Origin of the sequence: Flavobacterium sp., from assembly GCF_031422135.1 — a bacterium.
In the GTDB taxonomy this organism is placed as follows: Bacteria; Bacteroidota; Bacteroidia; order Flavobacteriales; family Flavobacteriaceae; genus Flavobacterium.
On record NZ_JANOQD010000086.1, the window covers coordinates 130770 to 156530 of the forward strand.

23 protein-coding genes are annotated in these 25761 nt (G+C 31.8%); 13 read left to right on the forward strand and 10 right to left on the reverse strand.

All coding sequences use genetic code 11. From position 1 onward, the window contains the following. Positions 1-2: 2 nt before the first annotated feature. Positions 3-470, forward strand: a complete 468-nt coding sequence (locus tag RMO70_RS11480; protein WP_310556573.1) for a hypothetical protein — start codon at positions 3-5, stop codon at positions 468-470. 162 nt (positions 471-632) lie between these two features. Here RMO70_RS11480 and RMO70_RS11485 read toward each other — a convergent pair whose 3' ends face one another. The 5 genes from RMO70_RS11485 to RMO70_RS11505 form a co-directional block, all read right to left on the reverse strand. Beyond that, positions 633-1682, reverse strand: coding sequence for an o-succinylbenzoate synthase (locus RMO70_RS11485; RefSeq protein ID WP_310556574.1), 1050 nt, complete (start codon positions 1680-1682; stop codon positions 633-635). Positions 1683-1708: 26 nt separating this feature from the next. Continuing rightward, the gene (locus RMO70_RS11490) at positions 1709-2902 is read right to left on the reverse strand and encodes a hypothetical protein (protein ID WP_310556575.1); all 1194 of its coding nucleotides are present in this window, start codon (positions 2900-2902) and stop codon (positions 1709-1711) included. A 109-nt stretch (positions 2903-3011) separates the two neighbouring features. Continuing rightward, complete coding sequence (gene menA / locus RMO70_RS11495) at positions 3012-3941, reverse strand: 1,4-dihydroxy-2-naphthoate octaprenyltransferase (protein WP_310556576.1); 930 nt, start codon at positions 3939-3941, stop codon at positions 3012-3014. An 83-nt stretch (positions 3942-4024) separates the two neighbouring features. Further along, the gene (locus RMO70_RS11500) at positions 4025-4864 is read right to left on the reverse strand and encodes a 1,4-dihydroxy-2-naphthoyl-CoA synthase (RefSeq protein ID WP_310556577.1); all 840 of its coding nucleotides are present in this window, start codon (positions 4862-4864) and stop codon (positions 4025-4027) included. Between the two features lie 93 nt (positions 4865-4957). Then, complete coding sequence (locus tag RMO70_RS11505) at positions 4958-5851, reverse strand: hypothetical protein (RefSeq protein WP_310556578.1); 894 nt, start codon at positions 5849-5851, stop codon at positions 4958-4960. 362 nt (positions 5852-6213) lie between these two features. Here RMO70_RS11505 and RMO70_RS11510 point away from each other — a divergent pair, with 362 nt between their 5' ends. Both RMO70_RS11510 and RMO70_RS11515 read left to right on the forward strand, forming a co-directional pair. Continuing rightward, positions 6214-6336: a hypothetical protein gene (locus RMO70_RS11510; RefSeq protein ID WP_310556579.1), complete on the forward strand. Its 123-nt coding sequence runs from the start codon at positions 6214-6216 to the stop codon at positions 6334-6336. Positions 6337-6700: 364 nt separating this feature from the next. Next, positions 6701-7885, forward strand: a complete 1185-nt coding sequence (locus RMO70_RS11515; RefSeq protein ID WP_310556580.1) for a hypothetical protein — start codon at positions 6701-6703, stop codon at positions 7883-7885. A gap of 60 nt (positions 7886-7945) precedes the next feature. Here RMO70_RS11515 and ytxJ read toward each other — a convergent pair whose 3' ends face one another. Both ytxJ and RMO70_RS11525 read right to left on the reverse strand, forming a co-directional pair. Continuing rightward, entirely contained in the window at positions 7946-8332 is a 387-nt protein-coding gene (gene ytxJ, locus RMO70_RS11520; RefSeq protein WP_310556581.1) for a bacillithiol system redox-active protein YtxJ, read from the reverse strand. 134 nt (positions 8333-8466) lie between these two features. Then, positions 8467-10713, reverse strand: coding sequence for a M1 family metallopeptidase (locus RMO70_RS11525; RefSeq protein WP_310556582.1), 2247 nt, complete (start codon positions 10711-10713; stop codon positions 8467-8469). 123 nt (positions 10714-10836) lie between these two features. Between RMO70_RS11525 and RMO70_RS11530 the strand changes: the two genes are divergently transcribed. From RMO70_RS11530 to RMO70_RS11545, 4 genes are read left to right on the forward strand one after another with little or no spacing between them, the layout of a single operon-like run. Next, entirely contained in the window at positions 10837-11685 is an 849-nt protein-coding gene (locus RMO70_RS11530; protein WP_310556583.1) for an aldose 1-epimerase family protein, read from the forward strand. Positions 11686-11687: 2 nt separating this feature from the next. Then, positions 11688-12239 (forward strand): GNAT family N-acetyltransferase, encoded by a 552-nt coding sequence (locus tag RMO70_RS11535; RefSeq protein ID WP_310556584.1) that lies wholly within the window; start codon positions 11688-11690, stop codon positions 12237-12239. Between the two features lie 49 nt (positions 12240-12288). Further along, positions 12289-14508 carry a TonB-dependent receptor plug domain-containing protein gene (locus tag RMO70_RS11540; RefSeq protein WP_310556585.1) on the forward strand — a complete coding sequence of 740 codons (2220 nt, stop codon included), beginning with the start codon at positions 12289-12291 and terminating at the stop codon, positions 14506-14508. A gap of 38 nt (positions 14509-14546) precedes the next feature. Then, positions 14547-15098 carry a DUF3575 domain-containing protein gene (locus RMO70_RS11545; protein ID WP_310556586.1) on the forward strand — a complete coding sequence of 184 codons (552 nt, stop codon included), beginning with the start codon at positions 14547-14549 and terminating at the stop codon, positions 15096-15098. On the opposite strand, the gene RMO70_RS11550 is transcribed toward RMO70_RS11545, so the two are convergent. Then, the gene (locus RMO70_RS11550) at positions 15095-15319 is read right to left on the reverse strand and encodes a VF530 family protein (RefSeq protein ID WP_310556587.1); all 225 of its coding nucleotides are present in this window, start codon (positions 15317-15319) and stop codon (positions 15095-15097) included. The two genes, RMO70_RS11545 and RMO70_RS11550, sit on opposite strands and share 4 nt — an antisense overlap. A 253-nt stretch (positions 15320-15572) precedes the next feature. On the opposite strand from RMO70_RS11550, the gene RMO70_RS11555 reads away from it, so the two are divergent. Next, entirely contained in the window at positions 15573-18965 is a 3393-nt protein-coding gene (locus RMO70_RS11555) for a starch-binding protein (RefSeq protein ID WP_310556588.1), read from the forward strand. A gap of 76 nt (positions 18966-19041) precedes the next feature. Here the strand turns inward: RMO70_RS11555 and RMO70_RS11560 are convergent, their stop codons facing one another. Continuing rightward, positions 19042-20553 carry a S8 family serine peptidase gene (locus RMO70_RS11560; RefSeq protein WP_310556589.1) on the reverse strand — a complete coding sequence of 504 codons (1512 nt, stop codon included), beginning with the start codon at positions 20551-20553 and terminating at the stop codon, positions 19042-19044. Between the two features lie 152 nt (positions 20554-20705). Between RMO70_RS11560 and RMO70_RS11565 the strand changes: the two genes are divergently transcribed. Then, positions 20706-21191, forward strand: a complete 486-nt coding sequence (locus tag RMO70_RS11565) for a phosphoglycerate mutase family protein (RefSeq protein WP_310556590.1) — start codon at positions 20706-20708, stop codon at positions 21189-21191. 42 nt (positions 21192-21233) lie between these two features. Next, complete coding sequence (gene smpB, locus RMO70_RS11570; protein ID WP_310556591.1) at positions 21234-21686, forward strand: SsrA-binding protein SmpB; 453 nt, start codon at positions 21234-21236, stop codon at positions 21684-21686. Here the strand turns inward: smpB and RMO70_RS11575 are convergent. After that, positions 21683-22324, reverse strand: coding sequence for a protein-L-isoaspartate(D-aspartate) O-methyltransferase (locus RMO70_RS11575; protein WP_310556592.1), 642 nt, complete (start codon positions 22322-22324; stop codon positions 21683-21685). The genes smpB and RMO70_RS11575 overlap by 4 nt on opposite strands. 99 nt (positions 22325-22423) lie before the next feature. Between RMO70_RS11575 and RMO70_RS11580 the strand changes: the two genes are divergently transcribed. From RMO70_RS11580 to RMO70_RS11590, 3 genes are all read left to right on the forward strand, one after another. After that, entirely contained in the window at positions 22424-23392 is a 969-nt protein-coding gene (locus RMO70_RS11580; RefSeq protein WP_310556593.1) for a Gfo/Idh/MocA family oxidoreductase, read from the forward strand. Positions 23393-23467: 75 nt separating this feature from the next. Continuing rightward, positions 23468-24358, forward strand: a complete 891-nt coding sequence (locus tag RMO70_RS11585; protein ID WP_310556594.1) for a 3-hydroxybutyryl-CoA dehydrogenase — start codon at positions 23468-23470, stop codon at positions 24356-24358. 66 nt (positions 24359-24424) lie between these two features. Beyond that, complete coding sequence (locus RMO70_RS11590) at positions 24425-25657, forward strand: DUF1015 domain-containing protein (protein WP_310556595.1); 1233 nt, start codon at positions 24425-24427, stop codon at positions 25655-25657. Positions 25658-25761 lie beyond the last annotated feature (104 nt).

Genomic DNA, 25761 nt, shown 5'->3' on the forward strand with positions numbered 1-25761 from the left:
AAATGACACCACTTTTTAAAAAAATGAATTACAAGGGTCAAAAATCTATCGTAGCTATTAACGCTCCAGAATCATTTACCTCAGAATTAGAAGAAATGCAAAAGGAAACTAAAATCGTTAAAAATCTAAATGAAATTAACGATATCACATTTGCAATGGTTTTTGCTACCAAACAAACAGAAATTGATGCATTTGCAAAAGATATTGAACAAAAAATAAATGGGGATGTTATCCTATGGTTTTGCTATCCAAAAGGAACTTCAAAAAAATATAAATGTGATTTTAATAGAGACAATGGTTGGAAAAATCTTGCACAATATAACCTAGAGCCAGTTCGCCAAGTAGCTATTGATTCAGATTGGAGCGCTTTGCGTTTTAGAAAAGTGAAATACATTAAAACAATTACCCGAAAAGAAAGCCATGCGCATACCGATGAAGCAAAAAAAAGAACTACACAAAAAGGAAAATAATACCTTAGAAAAATAATTGTATTTTGTATTAGGTGTATTTCAAACCAATTTAATATAGAAAAAAATCAAAAATAGTGAGTCAATTATCACTATTTATTCCAAAAAAAAATCAAAAAAACATAAACCAAAATAATAATAAATTCATAAGTAATACTCGAATAATTACATCAAAAATTGATCTAATTTAACATCCCAATTCAACTCAGAATTATAAAATAATTTACCCATTTTTACTTCAAGAGGACAATCAAAATTATTAGTATAAAGACTTCCAGTTCCCAAACCTTGCGGCATCAAATTCTGTTTCAAAAAAGCAAATTGAGCAATAGCATTAAGTCCAATATTTGACTCTAAAGCTGAGGTAATCCACCACTTAATATGCTGTTTTTCAGCTATAGAAATCCACTCGTTTGTACCTCGAAAACCACCTACAAAACTAGGCTTCAAGATGATGTATTTCGGTTTGATTTTGAGCAATAATTCTTCTTTTTCTTGATATAAAAACACCCCTATTAATTCTTCATCAAGAGCAATATCAATTTTGCTTGATTTACACAAAACTGCCATCGTGTCAGTATTGTTTTTTGCGATAGGTTGCTCTATACTATGTAATTGATAATCAGATAATTTATTTAATTTATCTAACGCATTAGTGTTGCTAAAAGCGCCATTAGCATCAACACGAATTTCTATCTGTTCGGGAGTGAAGTTTTGACGAATATAGTGGATTAATTCCAATTCTTTATCGAAATCTATTGCTCCAATTTTGAGTTTCAAACAACCAAAACCTTCTTCCAGTTTTTGTTCTATTTGAAGTTTCATATTTGGGGCATCATCCATCCAAATTAGTCCATTAATCGATATGCTTTTTTGACCTAAAGTAAACTCGGATGGAAACAACAAAAAAGGATTACTTGAAGCTAAAGATAGGAACGCCATTTCGACCCCAAATTGAATTGAAGGAAATTCAATTAATGCTTCCCAAAGTGTCTTTTCGCCAAGATGGATGTTAGCACAAACCCACTGCAATTTTGCTTCATAATCTGGTCGATCATCACAACTCAATCCACGCAAAATTCCACACTCCCCTACTCCCTTTTTTCCTTCCTTTTCCAACACTAAAAACCAAGTCTCTTTTTGGGTCAAAACACCGCGAGATGTTCCTGAAGGTTTTTTGAAATCGAGTATGTATTTTTGATACGTTGCTTTCAATTTAACTTAATTATTACTTTTTAAAATTATTTTAAAATTTTTGAGATTTTCTTAAAATTAGTATTTGGCAAGTTCCTTTTAGTAAAATTTTCAAAATCAAGATTCGTTTTATCTTTCCAACTTTGGGTCGCGGAAATGTTTTGATTCATAAAACGTTTATGAATTTCTTTAGATTCCTTTACTTTCTCTAAAAACAAATATACGTGAGCCAAATTCAATTGAATTGCAAGTTCAGCTGCATCTGCTTTTTCAGCTGTTTTTAGGCTTTGAAATGCTTTTTCGTATTGTTTTGTATACAGGTACAATTCAGCAAGCGCATTATAATCTAATGCCTTACCAATACCCTTATCAATTACTTTTTGATTAATTAATGTTATAGCATCATCCAATTTTCCTGCTTCAACCAGTACTGACATCTCTTTTCGAATCACTTTGTTATATATTTCGATGGAGTTGGTTTCGGTTAAAGCAATAATTTCATATTTGTTTATGGCTTGATCTTTTTCAATAGAGGCTAATTTTTGAAAAATTGAAAATTTATATTCATTCTGCAGTTTTTCAACAATATTATATTTAAAAGCATCGGAATTAGGGAGTTTTTGAGCAATAGCGTTTCTTTTAATAAATCGCAATGCCATTTGTTTTTTTCCATCGCTCCAAGTCATACTGGCTTTATTATCAATCCACGGAATGATTTCAAGAATAATTTTTTGACCTAAAATCCAATTTTTACTTTCAAAACCAAACCAAATGTTTTGATTTAACTCGTTCAAACAGGTCGATTTTTCGACAGATACTACTTTTGCGTCTTTACTAACGGGGTTGTTTTGATACAAACAAGCCGTTTTTATATTAGCCGTTTTTGCATAGTCCTTTGCTTTTGTATTATTTGAAAAAATGGCGTAAGTACACTTATCACTGCCTGAAATGGCCGATGCTAAATTTATAGCTCCACCTGTTCCTTTTCCTATAAAATAAGGATCTGGAATGGCTTTTAAAACCGATGCCAAATCAGAAACTAATTTTTGATTTTCGTCTAGCAAAGTAATTCTATATACAAACTCCGTTGTACCATCAGGAAAGTCTTCTGATTTGACGATTGTTCGCTCACCAGCTGAAAGTTGGATTTCTTTTGACGTGATTCGCTCTTTATCCCAATATCCGTCTTGTGCAAAGGACATCGTTGTTAGGAAAAGAAATGTTATTTTGAAAATTTTCATTTTATATTATATTTTTAAAATCGTTTGGGATTTTTATTCAATTAAGAAAACAATTTTTTTTATGTTTGATTTATTAATTGCATCGAGGAAATAAAACCCAGAAATTGCTTTAAAAAATTAAAACTGCTGCCAAGATAATAGACAATAAAAAAGTGCTAATGGCTAATTTTTTAAGCTGCGGATCCAATGCTCTTGGTTCAGGGCAATAATAAACAGTTCGCAAATGACTCATCAATGGAAAATAGGCTACTAAAAAGGCATATTGATCGATTCTGAATCCAACACCATTATAATTAAATGCAAAAAGCAGCACCAAAATCATTGCTGTACTAATCAAAAAAAAATGATACTTCTTTGCTTTTGCACCTCCCATTTTTACAACTAGTGTATTTTTTCCTGATTTTCTGTCAGATGCTTCATCACGCATATTATTCAAGTTCAAAACTCCTACACTCAAAAGCCCAATGGCTGAAGCTGGTAAAAGTAATTGCAAATCCAATTGTTTTGAATGCAAAAAATTAACACCTAAAGTACTTACTAATCCAAAAAATACAAATACAAATACATCTCCAAATCCTTTGTATCCATAAGCTGAATTACCAACAGTATAACGAACAGCAGAACCAATAGCAACTAGTCCTAATGCTAAAAAAAAGAGGGAATATAGTAGATTATCATCTTTAAATGCAAAATAAATTAACGCTATCGCTGAAAAAAGAGTTAAAACAGACGTAATTATCATAGCACGTTTCATTGCTGCTGGTGAAATTACGCCACTTTGTATGGCTCGCATTGGTCCGATTCTATCTTCATTGTCGGTTCCTTTTATTCCGTCACCATAATCATTAGCAAAATTCGAAAGTACTTGAAATCCAAGCGTTGTAACTATAGCCAATCCAAAAACAGTCCAACTAAACACTTGTGTTGGCGTCAAAACAGTATTAGTCGGGTTTGCGAGTGCGTACAGACTTCCTACCAAAATTCCAGAAACGGAAAGTGGTAAAGTTCTTAATCTTGCGGCTTGAATCCAGTGTTTCATTTTATATTTTATATGATTAATTGTTTATCGGTTTAATCGAATGAAAAATTCAACCAGTAAATATTAAGCTTTAATAACTAATTTTAAGGCAACCATTTTTTTTCAAAGTTTGGTTTTCTTTTTTCTAAGAAAGCATCACGACCTTCCTTGGCTTCATCAGTCATATAAGCTAATCGGGTAGCTTCGCCTGCAAAAACTTGTTGCCCAACCATTCCATCATCAGTAAGGTTCATTGCGAATTTCAGCATTTTGATTGACGTTGGCGATTTTTCTAGTATTTCCTGAGCCCATTCGTAGGCAGTATTTTCAAGTTCGTCGTGAGGAATCACCGCGTTTACCATTCCCATTTCGAAAGCTTCTTGAGCTGAATAATTTCTTCCAAGAAAGAAAATTTCACGAGCTTTTTTCTGCCCAACCATTTTTGCCAAATAAGCGGAACCATATCCGCCATCAAAACTAGTTACATCAGCATCCGTTTGTTTAAAAATGGCGTGTTCTCTACTAGCTAAAGTCAAATCACAAACCACATGCAAACTATGTCCACCACCTACAGCCCATCCTGGAACCACAGCAATAACGGCTTTGGGCATAAACCGTATTAATCGTTGGACTTCAAGTATATTCAATCTATGTTGTCCATCATCGCCTACATATCCTTGATGTCCACGCACTCTTTGGTCTCCTCCGCTACAAAACGAATATATACCATCTTTACTTGATGGACCTTCCGCCGAAAGCAATACAACACCAATTGAAGTATCTTCCTGCGCATCATAAAAAGCTTGATAAAGTTCCGAAGTAGTTTTTGGGCGAAAAGCATTGCGTACATCTGGACGATTGAAAGCTATTCTTGCGACACCATTACATTTCTTGTAGGTTATATCTTCAAATTCTTTGGCTACTTGCCAGTTTATTGTATTCATTATTAAAATTTTAGTACTAACAAAATATTTTTTCTAATTTAATTTTAAAAAAAAGAGGCAAAACGCCTCTTTTTTTTAAATTAAATAATTAAATTATTTAAGTGTGAAAGACGATTTTGCAACCAATTCATTTTTATCAAACAAATTTACAAAATATTGCCCTTTTTTAAACTCAATTTCTTTAGAACCTAAAAATTCGCAAATGTCTACAGTTTTATTTTTAAAAACAACTTTTGAAGTGAAGCTATAGTTTAAAATTTCGGTGTCAAAAATTTTAGATTCTGGAACACCACCTACAACATTATTAGTTGGGTCAATGACTTGTATATGGTATAGTTTTTCTCCTGATTTTGCAACGTCATTTTCAGCTATAGTATAACAAATCTTTATTTTATTGGTTTTACTAGCTTTTTGTGTTTCGACTTGTTTTCCAGAGCTACTTTCTTTTATAGCTGTGATCTTAATATTTGTGAGTACGAGTTTTGAAGCTTTCTCTAAAGTTCGTTTTAAAGAATTATTTTGTTGTGAAAGCGTATCAAGGGACTTTTTTTGATTGTCTAAAACTCCTGAAGTACTATCCCTTTGTTTTAAAAGCATTTCATTAATTTTTTTTAATCCATCATCTTTATTAACCAAAAATTTAAAATTTTGTTGCAATTTTTCATACTTAATTTTAAAATTTGACATCGATTGCAAATCATTTTTAGATTTTTTAAGATCCTCCATAAGTTCAATAACTTTATTGCGCTCTACGATTAACTCTTCCGAAATAAAAGCTTTGTCTTCCAGTGCTTTATCATAAGTGGCTTTAAGAAGTGAGAGTGAATCTAAAGCAACTTGTTTGTCAATTTTAATAACTTTTACTTCTGTTATTAAACCATCATTTTTTCCCGATAATTTATAAATATAAAATAAAGAAGCTGATAATAAAATTACCAATAATGCGACTATTGGTTTCAAGTTCAAACTATTTTTTTCTGTTTCCATATAAAATTTCTAATTTTTAATACACTACAATAATAAACATATTATTCTAGAATTCATCTATTTTTTAAAATAATATTTGGCTTTAAATAGCAGTAAATACTATAGTAATATCCAATTACAATTGTAGAAATGTATTACAAACCATTAAAGGTAAATGTTAAATATTAAAAATAAATGAAATTTTAACATTTTTGTATTCTAAAATAAATTAATTTTAATGTATTGAAAATCAATTTTTTACATTGATTCAAAATTATTAATTCACTCACTGATTTATTAACCTAAAAAAAGAATGTTTGAAGAATTTTTTTCTAATTGTCGCTCTTACATTTGGTTTGTTTTGTACAAGTTGTAATAAAAAAGTGGAAACTTCATTAGAAGTCAAAACAACAGATGAGCAAATAGCATCCGAAATAATTGATAGTCTAGAGAATGATACAATAGCCCCGATGGTTGAACCAAAAGATTCGATTAGCAAGAATTAACTGCTTCCATCTTTAAATTAATATTAAACCACTGGCAATAAAGCAATTTGTTCATTAATTCAAGATAAAATTTTTAAGGATTTATTTTATTGACAATATTCCGAAAATTAGATTAAAAATAGTAGAAAGTAGTTGCTTAATTTTAATCTAATAAAATTATTAAATTTTTGATTTTAAAGTATGTTATTCACACTTTATTTTTGTTACCGTCTATTTTTTAAAAAATAGATAGAAAAATGCCAACTTAAAAAAAGTTGGCATTTTTTATTGTGCACAAATAGAATTAGCCGAAAATAAATAAGAGAATTGACTATAATTGCATAACAGAATAAAAAAATTATATTTGTATACTAGAAAACAATTTATGAAAAAAATTACTTCATTACTTTCTTTTTTATTTATCCTAAATGCGTGTGGTGTAAAACAAACTCAGTCTATGTTGACTGGCGGTGATTATGATGGCGCCATTAATAAAGCTATTGAAGCACTACGAAACAAAAAAGATTCAAAAGGAAAACAACAGTATGTGTATTTGCTCGAAGAAAGTTTTGCTAAAGCTAAAGATCGAGATTTAAGTACAATTGATGGTCTTGCAAAAGATACTAATCCCGCAAATTTTGAACGAATTTATACTACGTACTTGGATTTGAATGCGCGTCAAGAAAAAATTCGTCCATTACTCCCTTTGCAATTATTAAAACAAGGACGTGAAGCAAAATTTCCAATGGATAATTACGCAGATCAGATTATAAGTAGCAAAAATTCGTTGTCCAAATACCTATATGACAATGCCAGTTTGTTATTAAAATCAAATAATAAAATGGATTTTAGAAAATCTTATGATGATTTTAGCTATCTAGAAAGCATAAATCCAGGTTATAAAGATGTAAAAAAGTTGATGTCAGACGCTCAATTTAAAGGGACTGATTTTGTAAATGTATATACAAAGAATGAAACAAATATGGTAATCCCAAAACGATTACAGGATGATTTACTCGATTTTAGTACGTTTGGATTAAATGATAAATGGACGGTTTATCATAGTAATAAAGTTAAGAATGTTTCTTATGATTATGGAATGATTGTAAATTTTAGACAAATAAATATTTCACCAGAACAAATAAAGGAAAAAGAATTTATTAAAGAAAAACAAATAAAAGACGGGACTAAAACCTTGCTGGACTCCAAAGGGAATGTGGTGAAAGACAGTTTGGGAAAACCAATAAAAGTGGATAATTTCAAGAATATTCGTGTCAATATTTATGAATTTAAACAATTCAAATCCTGTCAAGTTACTGCAAAAGTTGATTATATTGATTTTCGAAACAATCAGTTAATCGATGCATTTCCTATATCGAGTGAGTTTGTTTTTGAGCATATATATGCAACCTATAATGGAGACAGAAGTGCTTGTGACGATAGTTATATGAATTATTTTAATAATCGAGCCGTATCATTTCCAAGTAATGAACAAATGGTTTACGACTCAGGTGAGGACTTAAAAGTGAAATTAAAAAGTATAATCACTAGAAATAGATTTAGGAGGTAAAATGACCTGAATCAATTTAATTAAAAAAAGGCTTTCAAAATAAAATGAAAGCCTTTTAGTTTATATTTTTGAAGCGAGTAACTTAGCATCTATATTCTCATGCGTTTCACTATAGATACAAACACCATTTTTTATCAAAACAATTTGTGGAGATTGATGCATCACATTAAATTTAGTTGCAATTTGGTTAGAAATATCTCTATAATTCAATAAATCTAAATAATAGGGTGTTATTAATTCCGAAAAATTAAATTCGTTTTCAAATTGTTTTAACGCCATTCTACTAATACTACAGCGTGTGCTGTGCTTGAATATTAAAACAGGCTTTGATTCTGAAGCAACAACAATTTCATTAAGTTGCCCAATATCTTTTAGCAAAATCCAATCCATTTTTGGAGTTGAAACTTCTTCATTTGAACTTCCAAATATATTTTTTAAAAAACTCATAATTATTTATATTTTATTATTACAAATTTAGTTAAATAGAAATAATAACAATTAGCAATTTTACATTTATAGTTAACAAAAAAACTTCAACCTTTCGATTGAAGTTTTTGAAATATTAAAATCAAAATTTCTTATTATTCTCTTGTAAATAGAGCACTTTGCCCACCTTGATTTAATGTCATTTCTGTTTTAGCCTCATTGAAAATAATTTCAACTGGTGCTCCAGGAATTTTAAATTTGTCTTTTCCTGAAACTTCTAGAGGGAAAGCAGGCTGTCCAGTTACTTGTCCCATTAGCGTTCCGTTTTCTTCCGAAAAAGTAATTTTAATAGGAATCTGTTTGCTTGAATATGTACCTAAATAACCATCCAAAATAACCGCTTTTTCCAGTTCACTTTTTCCTGCTGTCCAAACGTTGTTTGCTGAATTTACATCTGGTAATACTGTATTTGGATCAATAGTAATAGATTCAATTTCTTCTGTAGTATTTGCATTAAAAGTCCAAGAAGTATTACGTTCCCATATTTCAACAGGCAAATTAATAGTAGTTACTTTGCCAGATTTAGATTTAATATCTAAAACTACTGGCATTGGCATTTTTTCCAAATTTTCAATAGTAATAACTGCGCCTTTTGAAGCATCATTTTTTACATATTTCACTTTAGTAATTGCTTGATCTAAACGCCAATTGTTGATAAACCAACTTCTCCAAAACCAGTTTAAACTTTCACCCGATACGTTTTCTATAGTTCTAAAAAAATCGTCTGGAGTTGGGTGTTTGTATGCCCAACGCTCGATGTAAGTTCTAAAAGCTAAATCAAAACGTTCTTTCCCAAGTACTTGTTCCCGCAACATAGTCAGTCCAGAACCAGGTTTCAAATAAGCCAAAATACCTAGATTTGATTCTTTCAATCCATCAGGAGCTGTAAAAATTGGCTCGATTTGAGCATTTGTCATTACTTCAGACATTTGGTGCATATTCATTGCTGGATCTTTATATTCTCCTTTGTTAAAATCTTCAGCACTTAAGGAATTAATAAATGTATTAAAACCTTCGTCCATCCAAGCAAACAATCGCTCATTAGAACCCACAATCATAGGAAACCAAATGTGTCCAAACTCATGATCTGTAACACCCCATAAATCTTTTCCTTTTGATTCCCAACTGCAAAATACAATACCTGGATATTCCATTCCACCCTCGTTACCTGCTACATTAATAGCTTGTGGATAAGGATATTCGAACCATCTTTTAGAATAGTTTTCAATAGACGCTTTAGTGTATTCCGTTGAACGCTCCCAAGCATTTCCGCCATTACTTTCTACTGGATAGGCTGAAACAGCCAATGATTTTTTGCCAGATGGTAAATTGATTTTTGCAGCATCTACAATAAATGCAGCTGAGGAAGCAAATGCCACATCACGTGAATTTTTCATCTTAAATTTCCAAGTCAAAGTTGCTTTTCCAGTTGGTCTAGAATTGGAACTTGTAACCTCTTCTGCAGAACGAATTATTACTGTTTTATCGCTATTTTTTGCTTCAGCCCAACGTTTTTGTTGTTCAGCAGTATATACTTCTGTTGGATTTACTAAATCTCCACTACACACTACAATATGATTTGCTGGTGCTGTAATATCAATATCAAAGTCTCCATATTCTAAATAAAACTCTCCTGCACCCATATACGGTATGGTGTTCCAACCTTGTTGGTCATCATACACACACATTCTAGGATACCATTGTGCCATAGTGAATATTTTACCATTTTTGGTCTCTAAAACTCCCATTCTGTCGGAACCATATTTTGGAGAAACAAAGGAAAAATCAATTTTTAATTTCACAGAACCACCATTGGCTTTTAATTCTTCTGGAAGAATAATTTGCATTCTTGTATCCGTTATTGAAAATTTCGCCTCTTTTTCAACAGATTTCCCACCAACAGTACTAACAATTTTTACTGATTTAATTTTATGTCCACCATCAAAATTTTCGCCATCTGCACCGTTTCTACTTCCATTTAATGGTATAATCGCATTTCCACGTGAATTTTTAGCAAATAAATTTTGATCCACATTCATCCAAACAAATCCAATTTTATCAGGACTATTGTTGGTGTAAGTCAACACTTCAGTTCCTATAATTTCGTTGGTTTTTTCATTTACACTTGCAGTTAACTTATAATCGGCTCTGTTTTGCCAATACAAATGTCCAGGTTGACCGCTTGCAGAACGAGTTCCTGTTCCATTATTGGTATAAAATGCAGGAGCAAAAGCATCGCGGTAGTTATATTTCGATTCGCTTGGCTTTGTTTCTTGTGCCTTGATAGAAACTCCAAAAAGCAGTATAAAAATACTTGCAATTTTAAGAATAGTACTTTTCATTGTGTTTGTATTAATTGATTTGTGTGTTTGACTCGGATTATGTATTTATGTTACAAAAAAATAAAAAAAAAATTAATGTAATGGTTATATTGCATAATTATTTTAACTTTTACAGAAAATTAAATGTTAGTTACAATTCAAAATAATCAATTGTCAGCAACTATAAACTCGTTTGGAGCAGAGTTAAATGGATTGTTTAAAGAGTCTAAAAACTATATTTGGACTGTGGATACTGCTTTTTGGAATAAAACCTCTCCTGTTCTTTTTCCTATTGTTGGTCAAATTAAAAATGACACTTATTTATTCAATGGAATTGAATATTCAATGTCAAGACACGGTTTTGCAAGAGATTTTGAGTTTGTTATTATAGAGAAAAATGAAAATTTAGTGGTGTTTTCTTTGTCAGAAAATAAGGAAACATTACAAAACTATCCATTTAATTTTGAATTGCAAGTGAAGTATTCGTTAGAAAATAATACATTAGTAGTCTCTTATTTGGTTAAAAATAATTCAAAAACAAAAATGCCGTTTTCTATTGGAGCTCATCCAGCTTTTGCGATAAATTCTGATTTTGAAAACCACTCTTTACTATTTGATAAAGAAGAAAACTTAGTGACATTCGAATTGGAAAAAGGATTATTGTCTGGAAAGTCTCGTGAAATTAAAACTTTCGATAGACAATTAGGTTTAAATTACGATTTATTCCGAAAAGATGCTTTGATTTTTAAAAAATTAAATTCAAAATCCATAACAATTTTAGAAAACAACCTACCTTGTGTTAAAGTAAATTTTAATGATTTTCCAAATCTTGGAATTTGGACCAATCAAAATGCTCCATTTCTATGTATTGAACCCTGGTTTGGTTATGCTGATTCCCTAAATTCAACTGGGAATTTGTTTGAAAAAGAAGGAATACAAATTTTAGATATTAAGGAGCAATTTAATGCTTCATTTACCGTACAAATACCATAACTATGAACGATTTCTCCTTTTTACCTTTTCAAAATTTAGAGTCAGAACGTTTGCTTTTAAGGCAAATTACAAATGATGATATCAATGAAGTTTTTGCTTTGAGAAGTAATCCCGAAACTATGAAATACATTCCTAGACCATTAGTAACGACTATTGATGAAGCTTTAGGTCATATCCAAATGATTCAGGAAAAAATAGAAACAAACGAAGGAATCAATTGGGCAGTAACCCTAAAAGGCTATAATAAACTAATCGGGATTGTGGGACATTACAGGATAAAATGGGAACATTTTAGATCAGAAATTGGATACATGATTTTACCTGAGTACCAAGGAAAAGGTATCGTAACCGAGGTTATAAATTTGCTTATAGATTATGGTTTTAACCAAATGAAAATGCACAGTTTAGAAGGTATAATTGATCCTAAAAATTTGGCTTCGGCGAGGGTATTAGAAAAAAATGGATTTATAAAAGAAGCCCATTTTATAGAAAATGAATTTTTTAATGGAAAATTTTTGGATTCTGCAATCTATTCTTTGTTAAATAAAAATTAAAAAAATAATATAACGGCATAATTTTTGTGATAATTTGTTCATAAGCAAAATGAACCAAGCAATTATGATTACAAAAAGAATTTTACAGTACTTACTGTTAATATGTCTATTTTATGGTTACAGTCAAACTGATACTACAAGCATAAAATCATTGGAAGAAATAAAGTTAAACACCTTACGCTACACCAAATCAAAAAATAGTAACTCACAACAATTTGAGACCATTACTAAAAAACAAATTGAATTTCAAAATTTTCAAAACACAGCAGATTTATTATCCAATTCAGGAACATTATCTGTTCAAAAATCTCAGCAAGGTGGCGGAAGCCCAGTGATTAGAGGTTTTGAATCTAGTCGTGTATTACTTCTTGTAGACGGCGTTAGAATGAATAATCTTATTTTTCGTGGAGGACATCTACAAAATGTAATAACCGTAGACGAAAATATGTTAGAAAATGCAGATGTTTTATTTGGATCTTCTTCCACGGCATACGGAAGTGATGCATTGGGTGGTGTAATAAACTTGCAAACCAAAAATGCTAAACTGCTATCCAATAAAAACACTAAAAAATTTAGTTCTAATTTTAACACCCGTTATTCTACAGTAAACAAAGAGAAATCTGCATATTTAGATTTCGGTTTCTCTGGTAATGAATGGGCAACATTAACTGCATTTTCTTACAATGATTTTGACGATTTAAAAATGGGAAGTCGTAAGAATGGAAGAAATCCATTGTTTGGAGAACGACCAAAATATGTAGAAACTATAAACGGTGTAGATGCAATAGTAAATAACTCTGATCCATTAGTTCAAAAATTTTCTGGATATAAGCAATACAATGCAATGCAAAAAATCATCTATAGTCCTAACAATACTATAATGCACAGTTTGAACTTGCAGCTTTCAACCACGACAGATATTCCTAGATATGATAGACTAACGGATATAGCAAATAATAAACTTAAAACAGCAACGTGGAATTATGGCCCACAAAAAAGAATTTTAGCTGCCTATAAGTTCAATAAAGAAAAAGCTTTCTTGAATAGCGATTTAACCATTGGGGCTAACTATCAAAATGTCGAAGAAAGTAGAATCACCCGAGATCTTGGAAAACCAAATGAAACTTCAAGAATTGAAAAAGTAAGTGTTTACGGTTTGAATATTGACTTGAAAACAAAAATCGGAAAAGCAGATTTTCTTTATGGAATAGATGCTTTTTATGACAATTTAAAATCAACCGCAGATAATAAAAATATAACAACTGGCACAATAACTCCTGCTAGCACAAGATACCCAGACGGAAAGAATTATACATATAGAAGTGAAGTGTTTGCTACCTATTTTAGAAACATAAGCAAAAAAACTTCATTCAATTTTGGAGCTAGAACAGGTTTCAATAATTTGCATAGTGATATAGTGGATAATTCAATATTAAAATTACCTTATTCTTCTGTAGACCAAAAAAACATTACCTATAGTGCTGCAACTGGAATTGTAACTAAAGCTACGGATCATTTAAAATTCGCTTTCAACTTATCTTCAGGATTTAGAACCCCGAATATTGATGATTTAGCAAAAATATTTGAATCGGATGCAAGCAAAAATTTACTTATTGTTCCAAATAATAATTTGAAACCAGAAAAAACAGTAACGGCTGATATTAGCGCAACATTATTTAACAATGATACTTTTGTAGTTGAAAATACCTTTTTTTACACCAAACTGTTTGACGCAATTCAGACCAATGCATTTCAGTTAAACGGGCAAAGTCAAATCGTTTTTAATGGTAATTTAAGTAATGTGGTGGCCAATCAAAATCTTGGTAAAGCTAATATTATTGGATTTTCAACATCATTGAAATCAAAAATTACAAAAAACTTCAACATTTACGGAACATATAACTTTACAGAAGGTAGGCTAGAATCCGAAACGGGTTTAAAACCATTAGATCACATTCCTCCGTTTTATGGAAAAGTAGGAATGAATTATGAAAACAAATGGGTAAATCTAGATTTATTTATGTTGTATAATGGCACAAAATACTTGGTTGACTATTCCACAAGCGGAGAAGATAACCTGCAGTATGCTCCTGTAGATGGAATGCCATCTTGGGAAACTTATAGTCTTAAAGGTGCAATAAAACCTATCAAAGAATTAAGCCTTTTTACAGGAATTGAAAATATTTTAGATACGCAGTATAGAACATTTTCATCAGGAATAAATTCAGCTGGTAGAAACATTTATTTTGGTGCTAAATACACATTATGATAAATAGATAATTATATTTACTTAATATAAAACGTATCATGAGTAAATATTTTTTTTATTTGTTTTTTTTAGCATCGACAATATCTTACAGTCAAACCTATGTCAAAATTAATGGAGTTACTGCAATTGCATTATTACCGCATATTGGTGTAGAAACTTCCTTGTCAGATAAAATGACTTTTCAGTTTGATGTATCTGCTTCGTTCTGGAAATCTGTCGATGGTGCTCCATTAAGATTCGCATTATTCACTCCTGAAGTACGGTATTATATAAAAGAAAAGTACAAAGGTTGGTATTTTGGAGCTCATATAGGTGGAGCTATTTTCAAATTAAAAAAATGGAATTACAAAGACTTAAATTTGTATCAAAAAGGATTTAGTTATTTTATTGGCGCAACAATTGGATATCAAAAACAAATTTCTGACAAAATTAACTTAGATTTTTTTCTAGGAGGCGGAAACATTCAATCGTCATATAAAGGATATGATATTGATTCTGGTATTCGCTACGATATAGCAAATGGCTACAATAAGAGTAGTGAATTTATTCCGTATCGAGGTGGAATTATGATTTCATATCGATTGAATTAGAATTTATTCAAACTTTTTACATATAATTCTTCTACTTTTTTACGAGCCCAATCTGTTTTTCTTAAAAAAGTCAAGCTAGATTTTATAGTAGGGTTTTCGTTAAAACATTTAATTTTTATCAATTCTCCTAACGTATCAAAACCATAAAACTCGATTAGTTTCTCTAAAATTTGTTGCAAAGTGATTCCGTGAAGTGGATCTTTATTTTCGCTATTTTTCATAAAACAAAAATACAACATTGTCATAGTATAAAAAAATAACCATCAAATTTGACTTTGATGGTTCTTTTTTTTACTATTTTGATTAACTATTGAACTGCTCTGATTTACTCATTATTTTTTATAAGTTTTATATTTTCATTTTTAATTACGAATAATGTAATTATTAATTTATTAACACGAAAAGGTTGTAGCTTATCATATTAAAAAAATATGCGCTTTTTTTTTGTAATCTTTGTTTTAAAACTAATAAACTATGAAAAAAAATCTAATTATTGCATTGCTAGGCTTTGCAATACAATCCAAGGCGCAAGTGCAAACAACGTACTTGTGGCACATGCATCAGCCCACTTATTGGGGAGATAAAAGTAAGTCAAATCCAAACAGATCTCAACTTTTAAAAGAATCACAAGATCTAAAGCTTTCAGGTCAAAACACCTATAGCGATGGAATAGCGCATCCTACAAACAACTTGGAGGAAATATTTAGCTTGGCTGATCGTGTTAATGCATATCAATTTAAGGGGAAAAATGCAGTTAATTCCATAAGACAGTTTCCAAAAGCCGGAGCACAAATTACTTATGGTGGTTCGCTTTTAGAAAGCATCAATAGCATAGCAACAACAGGACAATGGGGCTATCAACCCAATTGGGCTAGCAATATTATAACTGCAAAAAGCTGGTTAACTAGCGGCGGAAAAACCAGAATGGATTTAGTAAATTTCACAATGCATCATTCGTTATCACCTCTGTTAAGCGATGAAGTTTTGAAAAAAGAAATTCAGGCCTTTAAATTTTATGCTGCTCAAACTTTTGGAAGTCAAACTTCCAAGGGATATTGGCCAGCGGAATGCGCTTTTTCTGAACGCAACATTAAAGTGTTGGTTGAAGAAGGTATTGAATGGTCAGTCGTAGCCAATAGCCATTTAGCAAGAACTTTAGCGGATTATCCTTTAGTTTTTGGAACAAATGGTTGCAACATTGATCCACCTAACAAGGCTGATAAATCTACAATAAATGGAACCAACTGGCATAATGGTCAAATTGATGGTCGTGGCGGACAATTTGCTGCACCTTACTGTTTTACGCCTCACAAGGCTAAATATGTTGATCCAAATACTGGTACCGAATACAAATTAGACATTGTACCTATGGCTGATTTAGATAGCTATAGAGATGGTTATTCGCAACAAGGAATTGGTAATTTACAAACTAATATTGCCCCTTATTCACCTATCAGTAGACCTTCATTAATGTTATTAGCGCATGATGGTGATAATGCTTGGGGTGGTGGCTCTAGTTATTATGACGAAGCTGTTCCAGGTTTTACTGGACAAGCTGCAGCTGCAGGTTATGTACCAACTACTATTCAGCAATATTTATCAGATTTTCCAGTACCAGCCACTGATTTAATTCACGTAGAAGATGGTTCTTGGGTAAATGCTGCAAACGATTGGGGATCACCTCAATTTATCAACTGGGTATGGCCTATGTTTACTCCTACTTACGAATTTAATGCTAATGGTTGGACAGAAGACATCAGAAATCAAGCGGTTATGATTGCAGCAGAAAATCATTGCATTATGGCTGAACAACTTGAAGGAAATGTTCAAATTGCTGATATTGTGAACCCAACAGCTACAGCATCACCAGCAGAAAAAGCTTGGCATTTTTATATGCCAGGATTAGATAGCGGTAACGCTTACTATGGTGATGCCTTGGACTTAGAAATTAAAGCGACAGTGGCTGCCAACAATGCGATTAGTTTTGCGCAACCAACCTTGAATGCAAATCCAGGAGTGGATACAACTAAACCAAGTGTTTTTGTACCACAACGTTATCCTTATAATCCAGGTGAAGTGGGTTTTGGACCAACTTATGCCTACCAACAAAAACTAAATACGGCTGACTTTACTGTATGGACATTAGCTTATGATGTCAGTGGCATTCAAACAGCTACTTTGAAATACCGTATTGATGGAAATGGAACTAATCCGTTAACTAGCAATCAAAATGAAACTTATGCTGGTGGGTCTGAAGTTGGAAATTGGATTAATTTACCAATGAACTCTAGAATATTTCCAAAAGACAATGTAACGAATAACCCTAATATTAGTTTCTTTATTCTTCCTACTAAAATTGCAACACAATACTATGCAAAAATTAATGGAGTTTCTGAGAAATTAGTAGATTACTATATCGAAATTACAGATTCAAAAGGAAATATTAACAAAACAGCCATTCAACACACTTGGGTAGGGAAAAATCTAAATATTTCACCAGTTTTAACTTTTAATTCGAGTGCAGAATTTTCACCATCTCCCATTAATGTGACTTTGAATGCTACTGATAGTAACGATCCAAGCCCGAAAATATATTATACTACTGATGGTACTATACCAACTTTAGCTTCTGCTTCGGCCATATCATCAATCACTATTAATGTGGCACAAACTAAAACTATAAAAGCTTTTGCTGTTGATGTTGATGGTAATCAATCAGGAATTACTTCAAAAACCTATACTATTGGAGCTGTACCCAGTTTTACAGTACATTTTAAAGCGCCAACCACTTGGACAAGTCCAAGAATACACTATTGGGATGCTTTACCAGCAGGTTCATTAACAGCTTCGACTTGGCCAGGTATTGCAATGACACCAGAATGTGATGGTTGGTACCGATTTACTTTTACGGGAGTTGCTTCCACCAAATTAATATTCAACAATGGTAGTGGTGGCAATGGAAACCAAACCGCTGACCTTACAGCTAGCGCTAATGGTTGGTATAATTTTACTACTTCAAGTTGGATTACTGAACCAACAAATTTCAATACTCCATGTTTATCCGTAACACCAGTTGGCGGTACATTTAATGCTAACACTACTGTTAATGTTAATTTGAGCGCAAAAGACAATGCAAGTCCAGCGCCAACTATCTATTACACTTTAGACGGAAGTACACCAACTACAAGTTCAACTTCAGCTGTAGGTAATGTAACTATTCCAATTACAACCACCAAAACCTTAAAAGCATTTACGAGCGACAATACCGGGGTAAGTTCAATCATAAGAACGGAAAACTATAATTTCACAACTGTTACACCAGTAAAGACTTTTACGGTATATTTCAAATCACCTACCTCTTGGACTACCCGAAAAATATATTTTTGGAACGCAACACCAACAGGAAGTTTAGCCAATGCTATTTGGCCGGGTTTAAATATGACTGCTCATACAGGTGGATGGTATAAGTACACTTTTACTGGAGTTGATGCAGTCAATATTATTTTTAATAATGGTAATAGTGGCTTAGGAACGAACCAAACAGCAAACATTCTCAACATTACAGGTACTATATGGTACGATTGGACAAGTGGCATTATTGCACCTCCAGTATTTTCAAGAGAATCATTAATAGAAGAAAAAGAATTCATTCAATTGTATCCAAACCCTACATCTGGATTGGTAACTATAGATTCCAGTATGTCTTTTGGAGAAGTAAGTATTTATGCTAACACGGGTGTATTAGTAAAAAAATTCAAAATAAATAGTAAAACAATCGATATATCTGATTTACCATCGGGTATTTATATTTTTAAATTGATTACTAAAGATCAAAAAATAGCTTATAAACAACTGATTAAGAATTAAATACTATTATTAATATAAATAAAGAAAAGGCTTTTTACATAACTGTTAAAAGCCTTTTTTATAACACTAAAGTTAACTATTGAACTGCTAGAGCAGCATTAACATTACCATATCCAAAATCTGAACTCTTATTAGGATAAAAACTTGACGACTGTTTCATCTTAGTCAAAACCTGGTCTCTAGTCCAAGTAGGATATTTTGACCACACCAAAGCAGCAATTCCAGCAGTAGTTGCTGTTGCCACAGATGATCCTCCTACATAATCCGATTGATTGTTATAATAACTATTTATTGGCATTGTATTTCCAGAAGCGGCTCTTTGCATTACAATTGTGAAATCTATTTTACCACCAGTATGACACACATCGCATTTTTGAAAATTTGTCCCTTCTTTTACACCAGTAACTGCAACAGTTTCAGGCATCCAAGCTGGAAAAATAACACCTACAAATGTTGTAAAAGTGGTTGATGTTCCGCCTGCACAAAAAATAAGTTTTCCTCTATTGTAAGCATACTTAATTCCATCTTCAATTTTACCAACTGAGAAAATGTATCCCATAGACATCGATATAATTTTAACATTACTATTGTTTCCTAATGCTGTAAAAGCATTTTTAACACCATTATGTTCGTGATATCCTTCTAAAAGCACATTTGCTGCAGCACGATATGTAACTAAATTCGCATTATAAGCCACGCCCACAGGCAATCCGTTATCATTTCTTGGTGCTGCTGCTACCGATGCCATACTTGTTCCATGACCACATTTATCATTTGCACCGTCTGTAGTGGAACTCCAAGGCCAAATAGAATCAACATAAGTCCCATATTTTTGAATTGTTCTTCCAGCAGAATATCCATCATTAAAGTTACTTCCCAAAAGCGTTTGCTCTGACGAAGTTCCTGAATCGATAATACCTATTGTTATTCCACTACCAGTACTACTATTCCAAGCTGTAGGAATATTGTGCTGATAAAAAGCCCATGGTACTTTTGCATTATTTGGCAAAACATTTACATAATCCTCTGTTGCAAGCGTTTCAGCATCAAATCCGCAACCGGATGAAGTGACTGCAGATCTTTCGTTTTGTAGCTCTTCTTCTTGAAAATACCTGTAATCTGCTGGTTCAATATATCGTGTGAATTTGCTGTTTCGAATAGCAATTACTGTTTCTTGTTTTTCAATAACAACATCAATTAAATTTAAAAAGGGATCTGAAGAAATCAAAACTTTGTCTAATGGTTTTTTTTCATACTTTAAAATTAGTTGCAATAATTCATTTTCAATTTTTTTATTGTCTGTTAATTTGCTTCTATCAAAATCATTTTTTGAATTTCCAAAACCAATGGTAGCAATACTTTGTCCTTGATTTATAGCACTCCAAATCATAAGGCTTGATTCTGAACTCCAATTAAAAGATGTATTTGAATCTAATGACTCCTTAATTTCTGAGTTAATTTGTTCTTTTGATAACGGCTCTTTTTGCAAAATTTGAATAACCGAAGACTCTGTAATAGGCTCGTCATTGTTACAAGACGAAAAAATCAATAAAGATAAAATTGAGATTTTTAATACTTTTTTTGTCATTTTGTTGGTTTTTATTGGTTGTAATACGAATTTAATAAAATTTTATATAAATTATTTAATATTCGTTAAAAAGCATTAAAAACTGATGAATTACACACTACGAAAAATAGATATTTAATTTATGATTATATTTGGTTAAAAATACAAGTATTATGAAAATCATTACTATACTACTATTTTCAATAATATCACAAAATAGTTTTAGTCAAAATGAAATTACAAACTATTACCTTATTCGTCATGCCGAAAAAGTAGATAATTCCAAAAACCCCGAATTATCTGATTTAGGAAAAATAAGAGCCGAAAATTATAAAAATCTTTTTTCAGAAATAAAATTAGATTACATCTATAGTAAAGATTTTATTAGAACCACAAATACTGTTAATCCTACTGCGATAGAAAAAAAACTAGAAATTATAAAATACATTCCAAAAGATTTAGATATCGAAAATTTAAAAAAAGTAACGTTAGGTAAAAACGTTCTTATTGTTGGTCACAGCAACAGTACTCCCGATTTAGTTAACCGATTGATTAATGAAAAAGTTTACACTCAAATTGACGAAACCCAATTTGGCAATTTATATATAGTAACTATAATTGAAAATCAAGTTTCTCACAAACTACTCAAACTGCAATAAGCTTTTGGCTTGAACTTCATTTTTTGCTACCTTTGTAATCCTATGCTAAAAACAGTCAACATACAAAACAAAAAAGCCAAATTCGAATACGAAATTATTGATCGATATACGGCTGGAATGGTTTTAACAGGAACCGAAATCAAATCAATACGGCTTGGAAAAGCAGGTATTACCGAAAGTTTTTGTGAATTTCAAAACAATGAATTATTTGTAATCAATTCTAATATTGAGGAATATCATTTTGGAAATCAGTTCAATCACAAAGCCAAAAGTGAGCGTAAACTACTCTTGAACAAAAGGGAACTTAAAGGGCTTTTGAAAGATGTTCAAAACAAAGGACTTACAATTATTCCGCTTCGGTTATTTACTAACGAAAAAGGAATGGCAAAATTGGATATAGCACTTTGTAAAGGAAAGAAAAACTTCGACAAACGAGAAACCATCAAAGACAGAGACAATAAACGTGATTTGGATAGAATAAAAAAGGAGTTTTAATTCTTATTTTCTAACAAAGGAACAAATCTAAAATCTCCAAACTCGTGTTTTACAAATTCGGTTTCTCCTTTTCTAATAATTAACGTCATAACTTGCACTTCGTCGCCAACAGGAATGACTAGCTTTCCTCCTATTTTCAATTGTGACATCAATGCTTTTGGTATTTCTGGTGCTCCAGCTGTGACTATAATTCCATCAAATGGAGCGTAATTTGGCAAACCTTTATAACCATCGCCAAAAGAAATATGCTTCGGACGAATGCCTAATTTCGGCAATAATAAGGATGTTTTTTTAAACAATTCATTTTGTCTTTCAATAGTATACACAACAGCTCCTAAAGTACATAAAACGGCTGTTTGATAGCCCGAACCAGTGCCTATTTCTAAAATTTTATTGCCTTTTTTCACTTCCAATAATTCCGTTTGAAATCCAACTGTATACGGTTGCGAAATCGTTTGCCCAGCATCTATCGGAAATGCTTTGTCTTGATAAGCATAATCTTCAAAACTAGAATTTAAAAACAAATGACGCGGAATTTTACCAATAGCATCCAATACATTCTTGTCTTTAATTCCTTTTTCTTGAAGTTGTTTCACTAGTTGATTGCGAAGTCCTTGATGTTTGGCAGTATCTTTCAATTTGAATGGTAATTATTTTTTGTAAAATTAGAAAACAAATTGGCAATTATCAATAATAGGTTATCAATTAATTCCTATTTTTGTTTAAAATAGATTTCTATGTTAAAAGTTGGAGTTTTAGGTGCTGGACACCTTGGAAAAATACATTTACGATTACTTAATCAATCTTCCAACTATGAATTGGTTGGTTTTTATGACGAAAATTTAGAAAACGGAGCTAAAATAGAAAAAGAATTTGGCTATAAACAATTTCAAACAATTGCCACTTTAATTCACTCAGTCGATGTCATTGATATTGTTACGCCAACACTTTCACACTATAAATGTGCAAGAGTAGCTATAAAATCAGGCAAACATGTGTTTATCGAAAAACCCATATCCACCACTGTCGAAGAAGCTGAAGAAATTATTGCTTTAGCCAAAGAATACAATGTTAAAGGTCAAGTTGGTCACGTAGAGCGTTTTAATCCAGCTTTTAAAGCAGTAAAAGACAAGATTGAAAATCCTATGTTCATTGAAACCCATCGTTTGGCCGAGTTTAATCCTCGTGGCACTGATGTTCCTGTAGTTTTAGATTTAATGATTCACGATATTGATGCTATTTTGAGTGTCGTAAAATCGAAAGTAAAAAATATTTCTGCAAGTGGTGTTTCCGTAATTAGTGATTCCCCAGATATTGCTAATGCTCGTATTGAGTTTGAAGATGGTTGCGTTGCTAATATTACAGCCAGTAGAATTTCGATGAAAAACATGCGTAAATCTCGTTTTTTTCAAAAAGACGCCTACATTTCTGTTGATTTTTTAGATAAAATTTGTGAAGTAGTAAAAATGAAAGATGCTCCAGAAACTCCTGGCGATTTCGATATGATTTTACAAAATGCAGAAGGCGTAAAAAAGCAAATATATTACGAAAACCCAACTGTAGAGTCCAATAACGCTATACTTGACGAATTGGAGTCTTTTGCCGATGCTATAAATAACAATACAACTCCAGTAGTTACTTTAGAGCAAGCCACAGAAGCCTTGCGAGTGGCTTATATGATAATTGATCGTATGCAGAATAAATAAAAATTATTTCAGGTTTAAAGTTTCAATTTAACAAACTAAAACCTGAAACTTAAAAAAATAAACAAATTTATACTAATGAAAATAATAGCTGTAATAGGCGCAGGAACAATGGGCAACGGAATTGCTCACACTTTTGCACAAAGCGGTTTTACCGTTAAATTAATTGATGTTTCCGAAAAATCACTCGAAAAAGGAATGGCAACTATTGCTTCTAACCTTGACCGAATGGTTACAAAAGGAACAATAACCGAAGATGACAAACACAAAACCATTGGTAATATTATTACTTATACCGATATTAATGACGGTGTAACAGGTTGTGATTTAGTAGTAGAAGCCGCTACAGAAAATGTAACCTTAAAACTAAATATTTTCAAACAATTGAGCGAAGTTTGCGACCATAATGTAATTTTAGCAACCAATACTTCTTCAATATCCATTACACAAATTGCAGCGCAAGTCGTACATCCAGAACGTGTTATTGGAATGCACTTTATGAATCCTGTGCCCATTATGAAATTGGTCGAAATCATTCGTGGGTATTCAACTTCTGATGAAGTGACCAAAATTATAATGACATTGTCCGAAAAACTCGGAAAAACACCAACTGAAGTTAATGATTATCCCGGATTTGTAGCCAACCGAATTTTGATGCCTATGATTAACGAAGCTATAGAAACTTTATATAATGGCGTTGCTGGTGTTTTGGAAATTGATACAGTAATGAAACTCGGAATGGGACACCCGATGGGACCGTTACAGCTAGCCGATTTTATTGGTCTTGATGTGTGCTTGTCTATTTTAAATGTAATGTATGACGGATTCAAAAACCCAAAATACGCACCTTGTCCGTTGCTGGTAAATATGGTTATGGCTGGAAAACTCGGAGTAAAATCGGGACAAGGTTTTTATGATTATAGTGAAAGTAAAAAAGCAGAGAAAATTGCAAAGCAATTTTTAAAGTAATCAGTATTCCGTGTTCAGTATTCAGCAACTGAGTACTGAGCACTGAACACTGAATATTAAATAAATATGAGCAAAATAATTCCCTTCAAAGCAGTACGTCCCACGCCTGATAAAATTGGGTTGGTAACTTGTAGAAACTACGATGATTATTCGCCAGCGGAATTAGCTGCGTGGTTGAATTTTAATCCCTATTCGTTTTTACACGTCATCAATCCCGCGTATATGCATTCCCAAAAAATCACTTTGGACAAGCGTTTCAAAGGAGTAGCACACAAATACCAAGATTTTAAAAACGATGGTGTTTTTATGTCTGAAGAAAATCCCGTATTTTTTTTATATCAAATTCAAACAAAAAATCAATCGTTTATAGGAATTGTTGCAGGAACTTCCATCGAAGATTATAAAAATAATGTTATTAAAAAACACGAAGATACTCTGCAATATCGTGTCGAATTATTCAAAGATTATTTGCATCAAACCCGTTTTAATACCGAACCCGTTTTGATAACCTATCCCGATAATTTAGCCCTAAATAATTGGATCTTTAAAAAGAAAAAGGAACAACCTATTTATAATTATTCGACAACCAATAAAGAAAAACACACACTTTGGAAAGTAGAAACTACTGAAGAAATTGCTTGGTTACAATCTCAATTTGAACAAATTCCAGAATTGTATATTGCCGATGGACATCACCGTTCAGCTTCAGCAGAATTGCTTTATGATGAATACAAACATTTGGAAAACCCAAATTTAAACTATTTTATGAGTTTCTTGATTGCCGAAAGTAATGTGAAAATTTATGAGTACAATAGAATAATTCGGGATTTGAATGGCCATTCCAAAGAAGACTTTATTTTGAAATTATCTGAACATTTTATCATAAAGTCAAAAGATCAAGAATTGTGGAAACCGCAAAGTAAATTTGAATTTGGAATGTACTTAGATGGCAATTTTTATGCACTATTCTATAAACTAAGTAATTCTATTAGTTCAAGTGCAGTCGAGAAAATTCTAGAGAATCTAGATGCTCAAGTTTTATATGATAAAGTATTGCAACCCATTCTTGGAATTGAAGATTTACGCAATGACGAACGAATAGAATATATTCCAGGAAAACAATCCATAGCAACCATAAAAGAACTGGTTGATGAAGGAGAGTTTGAAGTGGGTTTTATGTTATTTCCAAGTGATATTTCAGAAATAAAAGCACTTGCAGACAATAATTTGATTATGCCTCCAAAAAGCACTTATATTGAACCGAAGTTTCGAAGTGGATTGATGGTTTATGAATTGTGATTTTATAATAAAAAGAAATATAAAACATCTAGAAACACAGATTTAAGAAATTAGAGGGATTTTAAATTTTATTGATTTCTTAAATCTGTGTTTAAAAAAATAGT

Bases quoted from the DNA above. Each gene is read 5' to 3' on its own strand.
- RMO70_RS11480 (WP_310556573.1), top strand. From the start codon at position 3: ATGACACCACTTTTTAAAAAAATGAATTACAAGGGTCAAAAATCTATC.
- RMO70_RS11490 (WP_310556575.1), bottom strand. From the start codon at position 2,902: ATGAAAATTTTCAAAATAACATTTCTTTTCCTAACAACGATGTCCTTT.
- menA (WP_310556576.1), bottom strand. From the start codon at position 3,941: ATGAAACACTGGATTCAAGCCGCAAGATTAAGAACTTTACCACTTTCC.
- RMO70_RS11500 (WP_310556577.1), bottom strand. From the start codon at position 4,864: ATGAATACAATAAACTGGCAAGTAGCCAAAGAATTTGAAGATATAACC.
- RMO70_RS11505 (WP_310556578.1), bottom strand. From the start codon at position 5,851: ATGGAAACAGAAAAAAATAGTTTGAACTTGAAACCAATAGTCGCATTA.
- RMO70_RS11515 (WP_310556580.1), top strand. From the start codon at position 6,701: ATGAAAAAAATTACTTCATTACTTTCTTTTTTATTTATCCTAAATGCG.
- ytxJ (WP_310556581.1), bottom strand. From the start codon at position 8,332: ATGAGTTTTTTAAAAAATATATTTGGAAGTTCAAATGAAGAAGTTTCA.
- RMO70_RS11525 (WP_310556582.1), bottom strand. From the start codon at position 10,713: ATGAAAAGTACTATTCTTAAAATTGCAAGTATTTTTATACTGCTTTTT.
- RMO70_RS11530 (WP_310556583.1), top strand. From the start codon at position 10,837: ATGTTAGTTACAATTCAAAATAATCAATTGTCAGCAACTATAAACTCG.
- RMO70_RS11535 (WP_310556584.1), top strand. From the start codon at position 11,688: ATGAACGATTTCTCCTTTTTACCTTTTCAAAATTTAGAGTCAGAACGT.
- RMO70_RS11540 (WP_310556585.1), top strand. From the start codon at position 12,289: ATGAACCAAGCAATTATGATTACAAAAAGAATTTTACAGTACTTACTG.
- RMO70_RS11545 (WP_310556586.1), top strand. From the start codon at position 14,547: ATGAGTAAATATTTTTTTTATTTGTTTTTTTTAGCATCGACAATATCT.
- RMO70_RS11550 (WP_310556587.1), bottom strand. From the start codon at position 15,319: ATGAAAAATAGCGAAAATAAAGATCCACTTCACGGAATCACTTTGCAA.
- RMO70_RS11555 (WP_310556588.1), top strand. From the start codon at position 15,573: ATGAAAAAAAATCTAATTATTGCATTGCTAGGCTTTGCAATACAATCC.
- RMO70_RS11560 (WP_310556589.1), bottom strand. From the start codon at position 20,553: ATGACAAAAAAAGTATTAAAAATCTCAATTTTATCTTTATTGATTTTT.
- RMO70_RS11565 (WP_310556590.1), top strand. From the start codon at position 20,706: ATGAAAATCATTACTATACTACTATTTTCAATAATATCACAAAATAGT.
- smpB (WP_310556591.1), top strand. From the start codon at position 21,234: ATGCTAAAAACAGTCAACATACAAAACAAAAAAGCCAAATTCGAATAC.
- RMO70_RS11580 (WP_310556593.1), top strand. From the start codon at position 22,424: ATGTTAAAAGTTGGAGTTTTAGGTGCTGGACACCTTGGAAAAATACAT.
- RMO70_RS11585 (WP_310556594.1), top strand. From the start codon at position 23,468: ATGAAAATAATAGCTGTAATAGGCGCAGGAACAATGGGCAACGGAATT.
- RMO70_RS11590 (WP_310556595.1), top strand. From the start codon at position 24,425: ATGAGCAAAATAATTCCCTTCAAAGCAGTACGTCCCACGCCTGATAAA.